Genomic DNA, 17,329 nt, shown 5'->3' on the forward strand with positions numbered 1-17,329 from the left:
GTACGCCGCTGCCGCCGGGTGGGCACCCGGCGGCAGCGGCGTACCGTGCGCCGGGGTCATCCCCGGGTGCTGCGGCATGGGCGCCATCGGGTACCCGGCGGGCGGCACCGGCGGCACATGGGTGCCGTGCGCCGGGGTCGCCACCGGACGCTGCACCGGCGGCGCGGGCGCCCAGGGACCGGGTCCGCCGTAGGGCGGGGTGCCGTACGGATCGGGGTCGTGCAACGGCCGCACCCCCTCCGAAGCCACGGCGCCCTGCGCCGGCACGGGGGCCGCGGGGGGCGCGGCGGCATCGGCGGAGGCGGCAGAAGCGGCGTCGGCGGGCGCGGCGGCGTCGGCGGGCGCACCGACCGGGGCAGAAGCGGCGTCCGGCGCCGAGGCGCCGCCCACGGCATCCTGACCGCTCGCGGCCGCCTGGCCGGTCGAGACGGCCTCAGCGGCGGAGACGTCCTCGCCAGTCGGGGCCTTCACGGCACCTTCGCCGGCGGTGGCGCTCGCACCACCCGGGGCGTGCTCGTCGAGGGGGGCATCCGCGTCCGGCGCGGAGGGCGAGGCGCCCCGTGCGGCATCGCCGGTCGGCTCGGGGACCTCGTCGGTCCCTCCCGGCTCGGCGGTGGCTTCGGCGAGGTTGCCGGGCCCGCTGTCCGCGGCGTCGGCCGGCCGGGCCTCCTGGCCCACCTCAGGCGCCGGCACGGAGTCGTTCGCGGCAGCGGCGGGACCCGTGTCGGCGGCGGAACGGACATCCGCCGTGCTCTGTCCACCCGTGTGGCCGCCGTCCGCCGAGCCGGAGGCGTCGCCCCGGGCAGAGGCACCCGGCTCGGCAGGCCCCTCACCCGGAGAGGCCGGGGCGGCAAGCTCATAGGCATCCGCCACAGACTCCCGCGCATCAGCGGGAACCGGCACGTCCGCCCCAGGCACCTGGCCGTCGGCAGGAACCGGCGCATCCGCCGCGGACACCTGCACATCAGCGGAAACGGGCGCCTCCACACCAGGCACCCGCCCGTCGGCAGACCCCACCGCGTCCACCCCGGACACCTGCCCCTCGGCAGATCCCCCCGCAGGCGCCTGCGCATCCGCCGCGACGGGCGCCTCGCCCGAAACACGCGCGCTCGTCGCAGGCGCAACCGCACCCGTCGGAGGCGTATCGGTCGTGCGCTCGTCCATGATCTCCCCAGAGTCTCCCGCGATACGGCGCGGTCTACGTCTCCCGCGATACGGCGCGGACTACGCGGTCGCGGGCCGGTCGGGTTTGCCCACCGCCGGGCCGCGCTGCCCGGAAGCGATTGAACCAGTTCCGACCGGCCTGGCGCAGGTACCCCGCCCGCAGAGGGCGGACGGGGACCAGGTCTGCTATTCGGCGCCCGCCCCGGCGGCCAGGGACGGCACGGCCCCCGTCGCCAGCTGCCACGGGTCGCCGGGCGCCGTCGGCGCGGGTGCCGCGGAGACGCCGGGGCGCAGCGGGGCCGCCTCCACGGAGGGCGTGGAGACCCCGGGCACGGCGTTCTTCGGCGAGCCCGCCAACAGGGGCCGTATGACCGGGGGCAGCACGCCGCGCGCCGAGGTCCGATCGGCGGCGTACAGCTCGGCGTAGTACGGGGTGGCGGAGGGTGAGGCGGGCACCCGCACCCCGCTCGGCGCGACCGAGGTGCCCTGCCCCGTGGCGGGCTCGGGGAGCGCCAGGAAGCTCAGGTCCCCGCCGCGCCCCGCGGCCGTCGTGGTGGCGCCGGAGGAGCCAGTGGAACCCGACGCACCCGACGAACTCCCGGCCGCTTCGGAGGAACCGGTCGGCCGGATGGCGGTGTCCGTGCCGTCCGCCCGGTTGCGTGTCGAGGGCGGGGTCGTGTCCAGCGGCAGCGCGCCGCCGAGGGTCAGGGCCGCCAGCGACACCGCCCCGGCGGCGGCGAAGGCGAACCTGCGCCCCCGTGCCGGACGGGTCAGGTCATGGATCGGGAAGCCCCGCTCACGCGGCGCGGTGGGCAGGAAAGCGAAAGCTTCCTGCCGTCCGCCGAACATGCCCGCGCCGTCGAAGGCCCCGGCCCGGCCGCCCGGGCCGTCGGGGTCCTCGTCGTCCAGGCCGCCGCCCGGCAGGTTGTGCAGGCGCGCCAGCAGGGAGGCGGACGGCGCCGGTGGGGCCGTCCGCGCGAAGGCGTCCTTCAGCTGCCGCTGTGCGTCGGCCTCGGCCTTGCACCGCGGACAGGTAGCCAGGTGCGCGAGCACCCGCTCGCGCGCATCATGCCCCAATTCGCCATCGACCAGAGCCGCGAGGCGGTCGCCGAGATGCTGCTCGGCGGGGGACGGACCGCCTGATCGGATCACGCGATCCCGACCTCCCCACTGAACCCGCGGCCGGACCCGACCCGGCTCGGAGCCAACGAGGTGGTGCGCTGCCGCTCCGTGCGGGCCACCGGCGCACGGTGCTTCAGCGCCTTGCGCAGGTGCGAACGGCCCCGGTGGATGCGGCTGCGGACGGTGCCCAGCTTCACGCCGAGGGTCGCGGCGATCTCCTCGTAGGAGAGTCCCTCGATGTCGCACAGGACCACGGCGGCGCGGAACTCCGGCGCCAGGGTGTCCAGCGCCTGCTGGATGTCCGCGTCGAAGTGGGTGTCGTTGAAGTGCTGCTGGGGAGAGGGCTCGCGGCTGGGGAGCCGCTCGGCGGCGTCGTCACCGAGAGCGTCGAAGCGGATGCGCTGCCGGCGGCGCACCATGTCGAGGAAGAGGTTGGTGGTGATGCGGTGCAGCCAGCCCTCGAAGGTGCCCGGGGTGTAGGTGGACAGCGAGCGGAAGACCCGGACGAAGACCTCCTGCGTGAGGTCCTCGGCGTCGTGCTGGTTGCCGGTGAGCCGATAGGCCAGGCGGTAGACCCGTGCGCTGTGCATGCTGACGATCTCCTCCCAGGTGGGAGGAGTCCACGTGGGGGAATCCGCGTCGGTGGCGAAGGTCGCGGTGGTGGACTCGGTCGAGGAGCCTTCCGCGCCCTGGTCGCTGCGGGCGGAGGAACGGTCAGCAGTGTCGGTCACGGATTTCGGCTCGACCGCCGGCCTGCGAAAGCGCCTGAGCACTCTCCGGCCACCGGGCGCAGCCGCACCTCCCCTGTCGGCTCTGGTGGTGTCCAGTAGAGCCCCTACCATATCCACCTCGCCCGTTAGCTCCGGATAAGCATTTTTGACCTGCATTTGCCCTTGGTCCATCTCATCCCCCCGTCCCCTCCCAACGCCCGGTCCCATCTGCGGGTTCCCGTCCGCAGCGGCTACAGTCACGCTTGCGTCAACTACGGGGACAGGAGAGGGCCATTACCGGCAACCGGCAGACGAGCTGGGCGTTCGCCGATGCGTTCGTCGCCGAGGACGCAGCCCTGCGCTGGGCCCGTGAGCGGGCCCGCGAGGCGGGGCTGCGCTCGGTGACGTCCGGCACCGGCGCGGCGCTGCGCCTGCTCGCCGCCACGGCGGACGCCAAGGCGGTCGCCGAGATCGGCACCGGCACCGGGGTCTCCGGTATCCACCTGCTGCACGGCATGCGCCCGGACGGGGTGCTGACCACGGTGGACAGCGACCCGGAGATGCAGCAGTTCGCCCGGCAGGCGTTCCGGGCGGCCGGCTTCGCCGCCAACCGGGCCCGGTTCATCCCGGGCCGGGCACTGGACGTCCTGCCCCGGCTGGCGGACGGCGGTTACGACCTCGTCTTCTGCGACGGCGACCGCCTGGAGTGCCTGGACTACCTCGCCGAATCGTTGCGGCTGCTGCGCCCTGGCGGGCTGGTCTGCTTCGAGGGGGTCTTCGCGGACGGGCGCACGGTGGACGCCGCGGTGCAGCCCCCCGCGGTGCTCAAGCTGCGCGAGCTGCTGCGTACGGTGCGGGAGAGCACCGTGCTCCAGTCGACCCTGCTGCCGGTCGGCGACGGCCTGCTCTGCGCGGTCAAGCGCGGCTGAGGCGCCCCCGGGGGGCACCGCCGCGCGGGGCGGCGGGCCGCGGAGGCGGCCGGCGCCGGGGCCCGCGGCGAGAGCGCCCACCCGGCCGTCCGGTCCCCGGACAGCGGCAGCCGCTCACCCGACCCCGGACAGAGAGCTGCCCCGGCGGTCGGTCCGTAGAGCACGGACCGGCCGCCGGGGCAGCTCACGGTGAGACGGTGGCCGGGTCTCAGCCGACGACCTTCTTGAGGGCGTCGCCGAGCGCGTCGGCCTCATCCGGGGTCAGCTCGACGACAAGCCGACCGCCGCCTTCGAGCGGAACGCGCATGACGATGCCCCGCCCCTCCTTGGTCACCTCGAGCGGGCCATCGCCCGTCCGCGGCTTCATGGCCGCCATGCTCGTTCCCCTTCCTGAAACCAGCTCATCGTCTGCCGACGGGTCCCCGTGCAGGCACCATGCCACCGGCATCGAACACATTGCTTCCACGTCATTATCCCGCATGCCACGACCCAATGACCAACATCGAGCAGCAACCCCCCGGCAACGCGTTCCCGCAAAACCACCCAATTCGGCGATCGGGCTGCCATACTCCGCCCTCCGCCGGGCACCGCCCACCCGACCGACGGGTCGGTTCTTTGACGCAGGTCACATGTCCAGCACCGGTGATCTCCGGCATGCTGGGCTGATTCACGCGACGGAAGGGGACCACCCATGTCCGACACGGTGCTCTACGAGCTCACCGACGGGCTCGCCACCATCACCCTCAACCGCCCCGACTCGATGAACGCGCTGAACATCGAGACCAAGGTCGCGCTGCGCGACGCCCTGCGCACCGCCGGCGAGGACTCCGCGGTACGGGCCGTACTGCTCACCGCCACCGGACGGGCGTTCTGCGTCGGCCAGGACCTCAAGGAGCACATCGCGCTGCTCGCCGAGGCGACCGAGCGGGGCGAGGGCGGTCAGGTGATGAGCACGGTCAAGGACCACTACAACCCGATCACCCTGGCCATCGCCGAGATGCCCAAGCCGGTGGTGGCCGGGGTCAACGGAGTCGCGGCCGGTGCCGGGGCCGGCTTCGCCTTCGCCGCCGACTACCGGGTGGTCGCCGACACGGCCTCCTTCACCACCTCGTTCGCCGGGGTGGCGCTGACCGCCGACTCCGGGGTGTCCTGGACGCTGCCGCGCCTGGTCGGACCGGGCCGAGCCGCCGACCTGCTGCTCTTCCCGCGCAGCATCAGCGCCCAGGAGGCGCTGGAGCTGGGCATCGCGGGCCGCGTGGTGCCCGCCGCGGACCTGGCCGAGGAGGCGACCGCGGTGGCCCGCCGGCTCGCCGAGGGGCCGACCGCCGCCTACGCGGCGATCAAGGAGTCGCTGGCCTTCTCCGCGGGCCACGGCCTGGCGGAGTCGCTGGCCAAGGAGGAGGAGCTGCAGATCCGCGCGGGCGGCTCGGAGGACCACCGGATCGCGGTGGAGGCCTTCGTGAAGAAGGAGAAGCCGCACTTCCGCGGGAAGTGATCCCCGCCCGCCCCCTCGGGCGCCGTACGCTGCCCCGCCGTACCGGACATCCGGCACCTCGGGGCAGCGTGCCGGGTACGGCCGGGCCGGTCAGGGAAGCGTCCGCGCGTGGCAGTCGGCGAGGTGGTCGTTGACCAGCCCGCAGGCCTGCATCAGCGCGTAGGCGGTGGTGGGGCCGACGAAGCGGAAGCCGCGCTTCTTGAGGTCGCGGGCCAGGGCGGTGGACTCCGGGGTGACGGCGGGGACGTCCGCGAAGGTGACCGGGACCGGGCGGCCGACCGGGTCCGGGGCGTAGGACCAGATCAACTCCTCCAGCTCGCCCGGCGCCAGGGCGGCGGCCACCTTGGCGTTGCCGATGGTGGCGGCGATCTTGGCGCGGTTGCGGATGATGCCCGGGTCGGCGAGCAGGCGCTCCGCGTCGGCCTCGGTGAACGCGGCCACCTTCTCGATCCGGAAGTCCGCGAAGGCGGCCCGGAAGCCCTCCCGGCGGCGCAGGATGGTCAGCCAGGACAGGCCCGACTGGAACGCCTCCAGGCACATCCGCTCGTACAGCGCGTCGTCGCCGCGCACCGGCCGGCCCCACTCGGTGTCGTGGTAGACGCGGTAGTCGGCCAGCGACTCCGTCTCCAGCCCCCACGGGCAGCGGGCCAGCCCGTCCGCCCCCACCACCACGCCCTTGGCGCTCTGGTCGCTCATGCGTCCTCCCCCTCTTCCCGCGGCCGGACCTCGTCCCGGTCGCCGTCGTCCTCGGTGCCGTTGCCCTCGGTGCCGTTGCCCTCCGGGCCCAGCGGTGGCTCCGGCCGGGCGGTCTCGGCGGAGCGGGTGCGGGCCTCGTACGCCTGCTGGGCGGCGGCCCGGGCCCCGGCCAGGGCGGACTCCAGCTCGGCGATCCGCGCGTCGCGCTCCGCCAGCTCCGCGCCGAGCCGGCCCAGCGCGTCGTCCACGTCGACCATCCGGTAGCCGCGCACCGTCACCGGCAGCCGCAGCGCCTCCAGGTCCGCCCGGCCCACCGGCCGGTCCGCGGGCAGCGGGGCGTGCAGCCGGTCCGGTGGCGCCTCGGCGAGCGGGCCGCCCTCGCGACCGCCGATCACGGCGAGCGTCACCGCACTGACCACCACCACGAGCGCGATGAGCATAAAGAAGAACACGACGTCCACTCCCCGTGGTGCTGCGCCATTCGTCCGCACCGATCGTGCCATGCCCGCCGGGCCCGCCGGGCGGGGCCGGCGGAGCGGGTTAGGGTCACTGCCGGACCATGGGAGAGGGAGTAGGGATGCTGCGGCTGGGACGGCGCGAGTTCGCGGAGCACGAGCAGGTGATCATGGCGATCGTGAACCGGACGCCGGATTCCTTCTACGACCAGGGCGCCACCTTCCGGGACGAGCCGGCGCTGGCCCGGGTGGAGCAGGCGGTGGCCGAGGGCGCCGCCATCATCGACATCGGCGGGGTGAAGGCCGGTCCCGGCGAGGAGGTGTCCGCCCAGGAGGAGGCGCGGCGCACGGTGGGCTTCGTCGCGGAGGTGCGGCGGCGGTTCCCGGACGTGGTGATCAGCGTGGACACCTGGCGGCACGAGGTCGGCGAGGCGGTCTGCGAGGCGGGCGCGGACCTCCTCAACGACGCCTGGGGCGGGGTCGATCCGCGGCTGGCGGAGGTGGCCGCCCGGTACGGGGCGGGGCTGGTGTGCACCCACGCGGGCGGGGCGCAGCCGCGCACCCGGCCGCACCGGGTCGCCTACGAGGACGTGATGGCGGACATCCTGCGGGTCACCCTGGGGCTGGCGGAGCGGGCCGTGGAGCTGGGGGTGCGGCGGGACGGGATCCTCATCGACCCGGGCCACGACTTCGGGAAGAACACCCGGCACTCGCTGGAGGCGACCCGGCGGCTGGGCGAGATGGTGCACGGCGTCCCCCGGGCCCTCGGCTTCGCCGGGGCGGGGGACACGCCCTTCCCGGTGCTGGTCTCGCTGTCCAACAAGGACTTCGTGGGCGAGACGCTGGACCGGCCGGTCAAGGAGCGGGTGCTGGGCACCCTGGCGACCACGGCGGTCTCCTCCTGGCTGGGCGCGCGGGTCTACCGGGTGCACGAGGTGGCCGAGACCCGTCAGGTGCTGGACATGGTCTCCTCCATCGCCGGCCACCGGCCCCCGGCGGTGGCCCGCCGCGGACTCGCCTGAGCGGAGCCCGCGGAAACGGGTCCGACCCGGCGGACGGCGGATGTGCCGGGGACGCGGGTGACCGAGACCGCGGGGCCGACGCTCGGCACCCGGCCGGGGCCTGCCGGCGGTTCACGGACCCCGGCGCGGCGTGCCGGCGGTCGGTCGGCCCCGGGCGGCGTTCGGCGGGGCGGCCGGGGGGAACCGGTGGCGTGCCGGGCCGGGGTGGCCCGGCACGTCGGCCGGTCTCAGATGCCGATCTCCTTGGTCATCAGCTCCACCGCCTCGTCCACGTCGTCGGTGAGCTGGAACAGCTCCAGGTCGGCCGCGGTCGCCTTGCCCTCGGCGACCAGGGTCTCGCGGATCCAGCCCACCAGCCCCTGCCAGTAGGCGGTGCCGAAGAGGACGATGGGGAAGCGGGTGACCTTCTTCGTCTGCACCAGGGTGAGCGCCTCGAACAGCTCGTCCAGGGTGCCCAGTCCGCCGGGCAGCACCACGAAGCCCTGCGCGTACTTGACGAACATGGTCTTGCGCACGAAGAAGTAGCGGAAGTTGACGCCGATGTTGACGTAGTGGTTGATGCCCTGCTCGAAGGGCAGCTCGATACCCAGGCCCACCGAGACCCCGCCGGCCTCGCAGGCGCCCCGGTTGGCGGCCTCCATCGCGCCCGGCCCGCCACCCGTGATCACCGCGAAGCCCGCCTCCGCCAGCGCCCGGCCGATGCGCACCCCGGCCTCGTACTCCGGCGAGTCCGGGCGGGTGCGGGCGGAGCCGAAGACGCTGACCGCGCGGCCCAGTTCGGACAGTGCCCCGAAGCCCTCGACGAACTCCGACTGGATGCGCATCACCCGGAACGGATCCTCGTGCACCCAGTTCGCCGACGGCTGGGTGTCCAGCAGCCGCTGGTCGGTGGTGCCGGGCTGCACCTGGTCGCGGCGGCGCACGACGGGGCCCAACCGCTGCTCGTGCAGCACTCGCTTGTCTTCCGCGCTCCCCATGATGTGCTCCCTCCGCATCGGACCGCCCCGTCCTGCCGGGTCACCCGGGGGCCGGGGATGGATCTTTGGTTCAGCCTAGGCCCCCGGATGGCCGGCGGGAGGCGGATTCCGGTCGCCCCGGTGCCCTGGGAGAGGCGGCTCGGGGCCGGTCCGGTTCCGCCCGGGCCGGCCCGGGTGGCCGCGCGCTCCCGCGGTCAGGCCGTCAGCCAGCCGCGCAGCCGCTCCTCCGCCAGGAGTACCGCCGCCACCTCGACGTGCTCCTCGCGGGTATGTGCCAGTTGGGGGTCGCCGGGCCCGTAGTTGACCGCCGGCACCCCCAGGGCGGAGAACCGGGCGACGTCGGTCCAGCCGAACTTGGGGGCCACCTCGCCGCCCACCGCGGCCACGAAGTCGGCGGCGGCCGGGTGGCTCAGGCCGGGGAGGGCGCCGGCGGCGCTGTCGGTGGGCACCACCTCGAAGCCCTCGAAGACCTCGCGGACATGGGCCAGCGCCTGCTCCACCGAAAGGTCCGGCGCGAACCGGTAGTTCACGGTGACCGCGCAGTGGTCCGGGATGACGTTGCCGGCGTGGCCGCCCTCGACGCGCACCGCGTTCAGCCCCTCGCGGTAGCGCAGGCCGTCGATGTCCACCTGGCGGGGGGTGTACCCGGCCAGCCGCTCCAGGATCGGGGCCGCCTTGTGGATGGCGTTCTCGCCCAGCCAGCCGCGGGCCGAGTGGGCGCGCTTGCCGGTGGTCTCCACCCGTACCCGCAAGGTGCCCTGGCAGCCGCCCTCGACCTTGCCCCTGGTGCCCTCCAGCAGCACCGCGAAGTCGGCGGCCAGCCACTCGGGGTGGTGCTCGACCAGCCGCTTGAGGCCGTTGAGTTCGGCGGCGACCTCCTCGTGGTCGTAGAAGACGAACGTCAGATCGCGGTTGGGGGCGGGCACGGTGGCGGCGATGCGCAGCTGGACGGCGACGCCGGACTTCATGTCGGAGGAGCCGCAGCCCCACAGCCGCCCCTCGGCGTCGAGCCGGGAGGGGACGTTGTCGGCGATCGGCACGGTGTCCAGGTGCCCGGCGAGTACGACGCGCTCCGCCCGCCCCAGGTCGGTGCGGGCCACGATGGCGTCCCCGTCGCGCTCCACGGTCAGGTGCGGCAGGGCGCGCAGGGCCCGTTCGACGGCGTCGGCGAGCTCCTTCTCCTCACCGCTGACCGAGGGGAAGTCCACGAGCTGGGCGGTCAGCCGGGCGGCGTCCTGGGAAAGGTCGAGTGCGGGGTGTTCCATACCCGCGACCCTACGGGATGCCTGCTGATCCCCCGGGGGCTCGCGAGGTCGCGGGGCGCGCCTCCCGGGGCCGCGGCACCTCCCGGGGGATGCCCGCCGCGGCGCCGGGGCTCTGAAGTAACGTGGGCGGGTGCCCCCTGCGATCTTCTCCAGTCGTGCCCGGCGTGTACGTGCGGTGGCGGCCTGCGCCGTGCTGCTGGCGCTGGTGGGTTATGTGGCGGCGCATCTGCTGACCGGTGGCGGCGGGCCGCCGCGCTGTACGGCGCGGGCCGACGGGGAGCGGGTGTCGCTCGACCCGGAGCAGACCCGCAACGCCGCCAGCATCGTGGCCGTGGGCCGGGGGCGCGGGCTGCCGGAGCGGGCGGTGACCATCGCGCTCGCCACCGCGATGCAGGAGTCGGGGCTGCGCAACATCCAGCGCGGCGACCGGGATTCGCTGGGCCTGTTCCAGCAGCGGCCCTCGCAGGGCTGGGGAACCCGGGAGCAGATCCTCGATCCGGTCTATTCCGCCGGGGCGTTCTACGACCGCCTGGTGCGGGTGCCCGGCTATTCGCGGCTGCCGCTGACGGTGGCCGCGCAGCGGGTGCAGTTCAGCGGTTTTCCCCAGGCGTACGCCAAGCACGAGACGGAGGCCCAGGTCCTCACCGAGGTGCTGCGCGGCCGGGCCCCGGCGGCGTTCGGCTGCCCGGGGCCGCCGGATGACGGTTCGACCGGTGATCCGGCGAAGGTCCGGGCGGCGCTGAAGCGCGAATTCGGCTCCGCGGTACCGGCGTCCGGCGCCGGGCGGGTGGACGGCACGACGGGCACCCTGCTGGTTCCGGTACGGGCGGCGGTGCGCGCCGATGTGCCGCGCCACGGCTGGGAGTTGGCCTACTGGGCGGTTGCTCACTCGGACGAGTTGCGCATCGAACGGGTCTCTTACCAGGGCCAGGTGTGGTCCGCCCGGAATTCTTCACAGGGCTGGTACGCGGCACCGGACGGGAAAGCCGGGAATTCCGACCGGGAAGTCAGCATCACCGTCGCACGGTAGTGCGGCCTTTCCCTCCGCAGCAGGACGTTCAGCGCGTCGGGATTGACGCCCGGCAACCGGCGGGGAAAGCGCTTCCATGGGCGCCGACCACACGATCGGCGCATTGCCGGGACGTTTCCTCGGGCGTCCATCACATCTCCGGATCGCCCACTTTTCTCCGCATCGGATTATCTGCCGCATTACCCAGTCTTTACCCGTGGGCAGCGAAACCTTCGCGCGGCTCACGCGGTATTCACTGCGTCCGCCCGCCGGACAGGCACCGGACAGGCAAACGTCCCTCCCTCAAAGGAGCATCATGTCCCTCCCCCTCACGCGTCGGATCGCCCGAGCCGCGCTGCTGGTCGCAGCGGGCGCAGCTCCGGTGATCGGCGCCGCCGGCGCCGCGGGCGCCGCCGAGCTGCCGAAGATCACCGAGGTGGGCGGAGTCAGCGCGCCCGACACCGCCAACGTGGGTGCCGTCGCCGACGGCACCGCGCAGAAGGTCGGGGCCGCCGCGGGCCGGGTGAGCGGCAAGACGCTGCCCGCGGCCGGGAAGACCGTGCGCCGCACCGCCGAGGCCGCCCTCGGCGGCAAGAGCGGCAAGGGCGGCAAGAGCGCCAAGGGCCGCGGCGCCGGCCTGCCCACCGCCAACCTGGTGAAGCCGGGCAGGCTGCCGGCCCTCACGCTGCCGCGGGTCGGTCGCTGACGCGCACCCCATCAGCATGCCGAGGGGCCCGGGAAGATGCCGCTTCCCGGGCCCCTCGCGCTGTGCGGGAACGGTCGGTCAGTACCCCAGACGGCGCACCGCGGCGTCGACCCGCTCGTCGGTCGCGGTGAAGGCCACCCGGACGTGCCGGGCGCCGGCCTCGCCGTAGAAGTCGCCGGGGGCCACCAGGATGCCCAGCTCGGCCAGGGCGGCCACGGTGTCCCAGCAGGGCTCGTCGCGGGTGGACCACAGGTAGAGCGAGGCCTCGCTGTGCTCGACCCGCAGCCCGTACGCCTCCAGCGCCTCGCGCAGCGCGGACCGGCGGCGGGCGTAGCGCTCGCGCTGCTCGGCCACATGGGCGTCGTCGCCGAGCGCGGCCACCGTGGCGGCCTGCACCGGGGCGGGCACCATCAGGCCGCTGTGCTTGCGGACGGCGAGCAGCTCGCCCAGCACGGCCGCGTCGCCGGCCGCGAAGGCGGCGCGGTAGCCGGCCAGGTTGGAGCGCTTGGAGAGCGAGTGGACGGCGATCAGGCCGTCCATGCTGCCGCCGCTGATCTCGGGGTGCAGCACCGAGACCGGGTCGGCGCTCCAGCCCAGCTCCAGGTAGCACTCGTCGCTGACCAGCAGCACGTCATGGGCGCGCGCCCACTCCACCGCGGCCCGCAGTTCGTCCTTGCCCAGCACCCGGCCGGTGGGGTTGGACGGCGAGTTCAGCCACAGCAGCCTGAGCCCGGTCGGGTCCAGCTCGGTGGGCTCGTCGTACGGCACCGGCTCGGCGCCGGCCAGTCGGGCACCCACCTCGTAGGTGGGGTAGGCCAGCCGCGGGAAGGCCACCCGGTCGCCGGGGCCGATGCCCAGCTGGGTGGGGAGGGAGGCCACCAGCTCCTTGGAGCCGACCACCGGCAGCACGTTCCGGTGGGTGACCCCGGTGGCGCCCAGCCGCCGCCCCACCCAGCCGGTGAGCGCGTCCCGCAGCTCGGTGGTGCCCCAGACGGTGGGATAGCCAGGAGTGTCCGAGGCCTCGCTGAGCGCCGCCTGGATCAGCGGCGGGACCGGGTCGACGGGGGTTCCCACCGAGAGGTCCACGATGCCGTCCGGGTGCGCCGCGGCGGTCGCCTTGTACGGTTCGAGTCGGTCCCAGGGGAAGACCGGGAGACGGTCGGAGACTGCGGGCACGTGCTTCTTCTTTCTCGAACGGATGGCCCGGGTTCCTTGGGCGCGCGGTGCCCCGGGAGCCCCCGGGGCGGGCGCCGATACGCCACGGTCCCGCACGGCCGCTCCCGCCTCGCTCACCTGGGGCGGCGGGAGACGGGGGCCGTACGGGACCGGGATGGCGCTGGAATCGCTGCCGGCTTACTGGTTCTGCGGCCCGAGCGCGGCGATGAAGGGGTGGTCCCTCTCGATCAGGCCGAGCTTGGAGGCGCCGCCGGGCGAGCCGAGCTCGTCGAAGAACTCGACGTTCGCCTTGTAGTAGTCCTTCCACTCCTCCGGAGTGTCATCCTCGTAGAAGATCGCCTCGACCGGACACACCGGCTCGCAGGCACCGCAGTCGACACATTCGTCCGGGTGGATGTACAAGGACCGGGAGCCCTCGTAGATGCAGTCGACGGGGCACTCCTCGATGCAGGCCTTGTCCTTGACGTCGACACAAGGCTGCGCGATGACGTAGGTCACGCTGTCGTTCCTCCTCGATAGGGCCGGCGGACCGGTCTGCGGCTCCGCCGCGTGGCGCGCGGGAGCGCGGCGTCGTCGATGCCCGCACCTAGTATCTCCGTTCTTGGGCGGCAGTCGAACATGAGGGGCGGAGAGAGCTGTGGATTTCACCACTGGCGGACGGATGGATATCACCATCACCCCCGCTGACGTGGGGAAACGTGTATCTGTAAGGCGTTTGAACGATATCGGTGCGGGACCGGAGAAGTTCACCGACACAGTTGGCGTGCTCACATCCTGGACCGAGGGTGTGCTGCACATCACACGACGTACCGGAGAAACCGTCCACATCGCGCAAACGGCACTGGTCGCGGGGAAGGTGGTACCCGCCGCTCCGGCCCGGCGGCGCGGTCCCGCGGCGAGTGCCCGGGAGCTGGACCTGGTAGCCGCCCGCGCCTGGCCCCCGGTGGAGAGCGAACCCCTGGGCGAGTGGCTGCTGAGGGCCGCGGTGCGGGATGCGCCGAAGGACGCGCGGCCGGGCGGCGGCCAGGAGCGGGCGGGCTTCACCCGGCGCGCCAACTCGGTGCTGGCGGTGGGCGACCCCGGGCTGCCGCTGGACCGGGCGCTCGCCCGGATCACCGAGTGGTACGCCGCCCGCGGCCTGCCGCCGCTGGTGCAGCTGAGCACCGGCGCGGCGGACACCCAGGAGGCACTGGCCGCCGAGTTGGCGGCGCGCGGCTGGTTGTGCGAGGTCTCCGCCGAGGTGCGGATCGCCCCCCTGGCGCCCCTCGCGGACCTGCCCGCCGACACCTCGCGGGTACGGCTCACCCGGGACCTCGACGACGCCTGGCTGGCCCGCTACCAGCGCGCCGCGGCCCCCGGGGACACGGTGCGGCGGGTGCTGCGCTGCGGGCCCTCGGTGTGGTTCGCCGCGGTGCCCGGTCCGGAGGCGGGGATCCCCCTCGCCATCGGCCGCTGCGCCGTGGACGGCCGCTGGGCCGGCTTCACCGCGGTGGAGGTGGATCCGGGCAGCCGCCGGCAGGGGCTGGCCCGCGCGGTGATGGCGGCCCTGGCCCGGCAGGCGCTGGACGAGGGCGCCTCGGCCGCGTACCTCCAGGTGGAGACGGACAATGGGGGTGCGCGCGCCCTCTACGACGGGATGGGCTTCACCACCCACCACAGCTACCACCACTGGCGGGCCCCGCGGGCCGGGCAGATGCCGGACAGGACGACGCCATGAACGACATCCCGGGCCGGGACGGCACCGGCGGAGCCGAGGGCGTACCCGGGTGGCGGCGGCGGTTCGCCGAGGAGGCGCGCGAGGAGCGCCCGGACCTGGCGCTGCTGTGCCTGCTGCTCGCCGCCGAGGTCGACCCCGCGCTGGACGAGGCCGGGATGGACGCCGCCCAGATCGAGCTGGACGAGCTGGCCGGGCTGCTGCCCTACGCGCCCGGCGGCCCGGCCGGCTGGGCCTCCGCGCTCGCCGAGCTGCTCGGCGAGCGGTACGGGTTCCACGGCACCCCGTCCGACTACCAGCGGCTGGACTCCTCGCTGCTCCACCAGGTGCTGCGGCGCCGCCGGGGGCTGCCGATCCTGCTGTCGGTGGTGTGGATCGAGGTGGCGCGGCGGGCCGGCGCCCCGGTGTACGGGGTGGCGCTGCCCGGGCACTTCGTGGTCGGCTTCGGTGATCCGTACGGGCGGCACGTGCTGGCCGACCCCTTCGACGGGGGACGGCCGTTGACCGACGAGGACGCCGTGCGAATGGCCGCCGGGGCGACCGGGGTCCCCCTGGACGCGGCCCTGCTGGGCCCGGCCACCCCGCAGGAGATCGTGCTGCGGATCCTCAACAACATCCGTGCCTGGGCGGCCGGGCGGCTGGAGCGCTCGGCGGTGGAGCTGGCGGCGATCGAGCTGTCGCTGCTGCTCCCCAGCCACCCCGCCCGACTGCGCCTGGAACGGGCCCAACTGCTCGTCCAGCGCGGCCAGTTCGCGGTCGGCGCCCGGGAGATGGAGGAGTACGCCGAGGTCATCGGGGCGCTGGAGCCGGACGCCGCGGAAACCATCCGCCAGCAGGCGCGGGCCGCCCGCGCGCTGCTCAACTAGGTTTCCTGTCCGGGGTCAGAGCCAGCCCTTGTCGCGGGCGATCAGCACCGCCTCGGCGCGGTTGCGGGCGGCGGTCTTCTGGATCGCGGTGGACAGGTAGTTGCGCACCGTGCCGTGGGAGAGGTGGAGCACCCGGGCCAGTTCGGCGTTGGTGGCCCCGTTGGCCGAGGCGCGCAGCACCTCGCGCTCCCGTTCGGTCAGCGGGTTGGCGCCCTCGGCGAGCGCCGCGGCGGCCAGCACCGGGTCGATGACCCGTTCGCCGCGCAGCACCCGCCGCACCGCGTCGGCCAGTTGGGCCGCCGGGGCGTCCTTGACCAGGAACGCCTCGGCCCCGGACTCCATCGCGCGGCGCAGTGCCGCCGCCGCGTCCAGGCCGGTCAGCCCCGGCATCTCGATGTCCAGCAGGGCCACATCGGGCCGGTGGGCGCGGGCCGCCTCCACCACCTCGTCGCCGCGGGCCACCTGGGCCACCACCTCGATGTCCGGCTCCAGGCCGAGCAGCGCGGCCAGGGCCTCTCGCACCATCGCCTGATCCTCGGCCAGGAGCAGGCGGATCGGCGGCGCGGCACCCTCAGGCTCTGTCATGAGCACAGAGTACGGCCCGGTGGTGAATCGCATCCCTCCTGGTCACGGCGGTGCGGGCCGCCTCGGCTCAGCCCAGGGCGGTGGGCTGCGGGGCGGCGCGCCGGGACAGCGGCACCCAGGCGCGCAGCACGAAGCCGCGCTGCCGGCCGGGGCCGGCCTCCAGCCGCCCGTCGGCCAGGTGCAGCCGCTCGGTCAGCCCGGTCAACCCGTTGCCCGCGCCGCCCTGCGGGCCGCGCCCGTTGTCGCTGACCGTCAGGCACAGCTCGTCGTCGGCGGTCTCGGCGAGCACCACCGTGCAGTGCCGGGCGCCGCTGTGCCGCACCACATTGGTGACCGCCTCCCGCAGCGCCCAGGCCAGGGCCCCCTCCTCGTCCGGCGGCAGGTCGGGGTGCTCGGTGCCGGCCCGGCTCAGATCGGCGTCCACACCTCCCGCCGCCAGCGCGATACGGGCCCCGGCCAGCTCCGCGGCGAGGGTGGGCCGGCGGAAGCCGCTGACCGCCTCCCGCACGTCCACCAGCGCCTGCCGGCTCACCCGCTCGATGTCGGCGACCTGCTGGGCGGCCTGCTCCGGCCGGTCCGGCAGCATCCGCCCGGCCAGCTCGCTCTTGAGCGTGACCAGCGACAGCGAGTGGCCCAGCAGGTCGTGCAGATCGCGGGCGAGCCGCAACCGCTCCTCGTTGGCCGCCAGATGGGCCACGGTGGCCCGGGCCTCCTGCAACTCGCGGGTGGTACGGATCAGATGCTGGATCCCGACCATCACGAAGCCGCTGCCGACCCCCGGCAGGGTGTAGGTGAACAGGGTGTACCGGAACCCGGGGTCGGGCAGCCCGGTGGCCAGGGCCACCAGGGCGACCGCCGGGATCGCCCAGCGCCCCAGCGGCCACGGGAGCACCACTCCGCAGGCCACCGAGGTGAAGATGGACAGCGCCAGCCAGACGGGGCCCAGCGCCAGGGGGAGCGCGACGGAGAGGGCCAGTTGCAGGGCCAGCAGTCCGTACAGTCGGACGGGGGTCAGCGCCCGGCCCGCCATGTGCCGGAGCACCATGAGGAAGTAGGTCCCGACGAAGAGCAGCAGCCCGACCCCGCCGAAGATCCGCCGGCCCAGGGAGTCGTCCGCCACCAGCGCGGCCACCGGCCCGATCAGGTAGCACAGCCACGCGCACAGCCAGGCCATCTTCACCATGAGCTGTCGGCGGGTGACCGGGGCCTCGCCGATCATCACCGGGTTCCGCCCGGTGCTCGGGTCCTCGATCATGCGGTCCGGGTGTCCTTCCGGTGGGGCCGGGCGGCCGCGCCCGCGAAGGCCGCCGAATGGCCGATGAGCGGCGCCAGGTCCGTCAGGGGCGGTGCGGCGCCCGGTCCGGACGCCGTGCGGGCGTGGCCGGGCAGGCGGCCCGCGATGCCCCGGGTCCGCCGCGGAAGGGCGGTGGCGGGGCGC

18 protein-coding genes and 2 pseudogenes are annotated in these 17,329 nt (G+C 74.4%); 7 read left to right on the forward strand and 13 right to left on the reverse strand.

Annotated features, from left to right (window positions below; all coding sequences use genetic code 11):
• The 3 genes and pseudogenes from E4099_RS14795 to sigE form a co-directional block, all read right to left on the reverse strand.
• Positions 1 to 1,164: pseudogene (locus E4099_RS14795) on the reverse strand (hypothetical protein); the annotation flags it as partial.
• Between the two features lie 186 nt (positions 1,165 to 1,350).
• Entirely contained in the window at positions 1,351 to 2,316 is a 966-nt protein-coding gene (locus tag E4099_RS14800; RefSeq protein WP_135339513.1) for a zf-HC2 domain-containing protein, read from the reverse strand.
• The gene (sigE, locus tag E4099_RS14805) at positions 2,313 to 3,128 is read right to left on the reverse strand and encodes an RNA polymerase sigma factor SigE (protein ID WP_245244855.1); all 816 of its coding nucleotides are present in this window, start codon (positions 3,126 to 3,128) and stop codon (positions 2,313 to 2,315) included. Before sigE ends, E4099_RS14800 begins: the two co-directional genes overlap by 4 nt.
• Before the next feature lie 131 nt (positions 3,129 to 3,259).
• On the opposite strand from sigE, the gene E4099_RS14810 reads away from it, so the two are divergent.
• The gene (locus E4099_RS14810; RefSeq protein ID WP_135339514.1) at positions 3,260 to 3,925 is read left to right on the forward strand and encodes an O-methyltransferase; all 666 of its coding nucleotides are present in this window, start codon (positions 3,260 to 3,262) and stop codon (positions 3,923 to 3,925) included.
• A gap of 208 nt (positions 3,926 to 4,133) precedes the next feature.
• Here E4099_RS14810 and E4099_RS14815 read toward each other — a convergent pair whose 3' ends face one another.
• Positions 4,134 to 4,301, reverse strand: a complete 168-nt coding sequence (locus E4099_RS14815) for a DUF3117 domain-containing protein (RefSeq protein WP_003966491.1) — start codon at positions 4,299 to 4,301, stop codon at positions 4,134 to 4,136.
• Positions 4,302 to 4,616: 315 nt separating this feature from the next.
• On the opposite strand from E4099_RS14815, the gene chcB reads away from it, so the two are divergent.
• Entirely contained in the window at positions 4,617 to 5,420 is an 804-nt protein-coding gene (chcB, locus tag E4099_RS14820; RefSeq protein WP_135339515.1) for a 2-cyclohexenylcarbonyl CoA isomerase, read from the forward strand.
• A 90-nt stretch (positions 5,421 to 5,510) separates the two neighbouring features.
• Here the strand turns inward: chcB and E4099_RS14825 are convergent, their stop codons facing one another.
• Positions 5,511 to 6,116, reverse strand: coding sequence for a DNA-3-methyladenine glycosylase I (locus E4099_RS14825; protein ID WP_135339516.1), 606 nt, complete (start codon positions 6,114 to 6,116; stop codon positions 5,511 to 5,513).
• Positions 6,113 to 6,568, reverse strand: coding sequence for a hypothetical protein (locus E4099_RS14830; protein WP_135339517.1), 456 nt, complete (start codon positions 6,566 to 6,568; stop codon positions 6,113 to 6,115). Before E4099_RS14830 ends, E4099_RS14825 begins: the two co-directional genes overlap by 4 nt.
• Before the next feature lie 125 nt (positions 6,569 to 6,693).
• On the opposite strand from E4099_RS14830, the gene folP reads away from it, so the two are divergent.
• Complete coding sequence (gene folP, locus E4099_RS14835) at positions 6,694 to 7,593, forward strand: dihydropteroate synthase (RefSeq protein WP_135339529.1); 900 nt, start codon at positions 6,694 to 6,696, stop codon at positions 7,591 to 7,593.
• A gap of 227 nt (positions 7,594 to 7,820) precedes the next feature.
• On the opposite strand, the gene E4099_RS14840 is transcribed toward folP, so the two are convergent.
• Both E4099_RS14840 and dapE read right to left on the reverse strand, forming a co-directional pair.
• Positions 7,821 to 8,570 (reverse strand): LOG family protein, encoded by a 750-nt coding sequence (locus E4099_RS14840; RefSeq protein WP_135339518.1) that lies wholly within the window; start codon positions 8,568 to 8,570, stop codon positions 7,821 to 7,823.
• A gap of 194 nt (positions 8,571 to 8,764) precedes the next feature.
• Positions 8,765 to 9,835 carry a succinyl-diaminopimelate desuccinylase gene (gene dapE, locus E4099_RS14845; protein WP_135339519.1) on the reverse strand — a complete coding sequence of 357 codons (1,071 nt, stop codon included), beginning with the start codon at positions 9,833 to 9,835 and terminating at the stop codon, positions 8,765 to 8,767.
• Between the two features lie 130 nt (positions 9,836 to 9,965).
• Here dapE and E4099_RS14850 point away from each other — a divergent pair, with 130 nt between their 5' ends.
• Together E4099_RS14850 and E4099_RS14855 are read left to right on the forward strand one after the other, a co-directional pair.
• Complete coding sequence (locus E4099_RS14850) at positions 9,966 to 10,865, forward strand: VldE C-terminal domain-containing protein (protein WP_135339520.1); 900 nt, start codon at positions 9,966 to 9,968, stop codon at positions 10,863 to 10,865.
• A 295-nt stretch (positions 10,866 to 11,160) separates the two neighbouring features.
• Positions 11,161 to 11,550: an ATP-binding protein gene (locus tag E4099_RS14855; protein WP_135339521.1), complete on the forward strand. Its 390-nt coding sequence runs from the start codon at positions 11,161 to 11,163 to the stop codon at positions 11,548 to 11,550.
• Positions 11,551 to 11,628: 78 nt separating this feature from the next.
• On the opposite strand, the gene dapC is transcribed toward E4099_RS14855, so the two are convergent.
• Both dapC and fdxA read right to left on the reverse strand, forming a co-directional pair.
• Positions 11,629 to 12,726, reverse strand: a complete 1,098-nt coding sequence (gene dapC / locus E4099_RS14860; protein ID WP_135339522.1) for a succinyldiaminopimelate transaminase — start codon at positions 12,724 to 12,726, stop codon at positions 11,629 to 11,631.
• A gap of 177 nt (positions 12,727 to 12,903) precedes the next feature.
• Entirely contained in the window at positions 12,904 to 13,224 is a 321-nt protein-coding gene (gene fdxA, locus E4099_RS14865) for a ferredoxin (RefSeq protein ID WP_030878332.1), read from the reverse strand.
• Between the two features lie 139 nt (positions 13,225 to 13,363).
• On the opposite strand from fdxA, the gene E4099_RS14870 reads away from it, so the two are divergent.
• Positions 13,364 to 14,443: a GNAT family N-acetyltransferase gene (locus tag E4099_RS14870; protein WP_135339523.1), complete on the forward strand. Its 1,080-nt coding sequence runs from the start codon at positions 13,364 to 13,366 to the stop codon at positions 14,441 to 14,443.
• The gene (locus E4099_RS14875) at positions 14,440 to 15,306 is read left to right on the forward strand and encodes a transglutaminase family protein (RefSeq protein ID WP_135339524.1); all 867 of its coding nucleotides are present in this window, start codon (positions 14,440 to 14,442) and stop codon (positions 15,304 to 15,306) included. Before E4099_RS14870 ends, E4099_RS14875 begins: the two co-directional genes overlap by 4 nt.
• Before the next feature lie 15 nt (positions 15,307 to 15,321).
• On the opposite strand, the gene E4099_RS14880 is transcribed toward E4099_RS14875, so the two are convergent.
• From E4099_RS14880 to E4099_RS33635, 3 genes and pseudogenes are all read right to left on the reverse strand, one after another.
• Positions 15,322 to 15,891, reverse strand: coding sequence for a response regulator transcription factor (locus E4099_RS14880; RefSeq protein ID WP_135339525.1), 570 nt, complete (start codon positions 15,889 to 15,891; stop codon positions 15,322 to 15,324).
• A gap of 67 nt (positions 15,892 to 15,958) precedes the next feature.
• Positions 15,959 to 17,146, reverse strand: coding sequence for a histidine kinase (locus tag E4099_RS14885; RefSeq protein WP_135339526.1), 1,188 nt, complete (start codon positions 17,144 to 17,146; stop codon positions 15,959 to 15,961).
• Positions 17,143 to 17,329 (reverse strand): annotated as a pseudogene (locus E4099_RS33635) (ABC transporter permease); the annotation flags it as partial. The gene E4099_RS14885 and the pseudogene E4099_RS33635, both read right to left, overlap by 4 nt.

Origin of the sequence: Streptomyces palmae, from assembly GCF_004684805.1 — a bacterium.
Taxonomy (GTDB): Bacteria; Actinomycetota; Actinomycetes; order Streptomycetales; family Streptomycetaceae; genus Streptomyces; species Streptomyces palmae.

Bases quoted from the DNA above. Each gene is read 5' to 3' on its own strand.
- E4099_RS14825 (WP_135339516.1), bottom strand. From the start codon at position 6,116: ATGAGCGACCAGAGCGCCAAGGGCGTGGTGGTGGGGGCGGACGGGCTG.
- E4099_RS14815 (WP_003966491.1), bottom strand. From the start codon at position 4,301: ATGGCGGCCATGAAGCCGCGGACGGGCGATGGCCCGCTCGAGGTGACC.
- dapE (WP_135339519.1), bottom strand. From the start codon at position 9,835: ATGGAACACCCCGCACTCGACCTTTCCCAGGACGCCGCCCGGCTGACC.
- E4099_RS14875 (WP_135339524.1), top strand. From the start codon at position 14,440: ATGAACGACATCCCGGGCCGGGACGGCACCGGCGGAGCCGAGGGCGTA.
- E4099_RS14880 (WP_135339525.1), bottom strand. From the start codon at position 15,891: ATGACAGAGCCTGAGGGTGCCGCGCCGCCGATCCGCCTGCTCCTGGCC.
- folP (WP_135339529.1), top strand. From the start codon at position 6,694: ATGCTGCGGCTGGGACGGCGCGAGTTCGCGGAGCACGAGCAGGTGATC.
- sigE (WP_245244855.1), bottom strand. From the start codon at position 3,128: ATGGTAGGGGCTCTACTGGACACCACCAGAGCCGACAGGGGAGGTGCG.
- E4099_RS14840 (WP_135339518.1), bottom strand. From the start codon at position 8,570: ATGGGGAGCGCGGAAGACAAGCGAGTGCTGCACGAGCAGCGGTTGGGC.
- chcB (WP_135339515.1), top strand. From the start codon at position 4,617: ATGTCCGACACGGTGCTCTACGAGCTCACCGACGGGCTCGCCACCATC.
- E4099_RS14855 (WP_135339521.1), top strand. From the start codon at position 11,161: ATGTCCCTCCCCCTCACGCGTCGGATCGCCCGAGCCGCGCTGCTGGTC.
- E4099_RS14885 (WP_135339526.1), bottom strand. From the start codon at position 17,146: ATGATCGAGGACCCGAGCACCGGGCGGAACCCGGTGATGATCGGCGAG.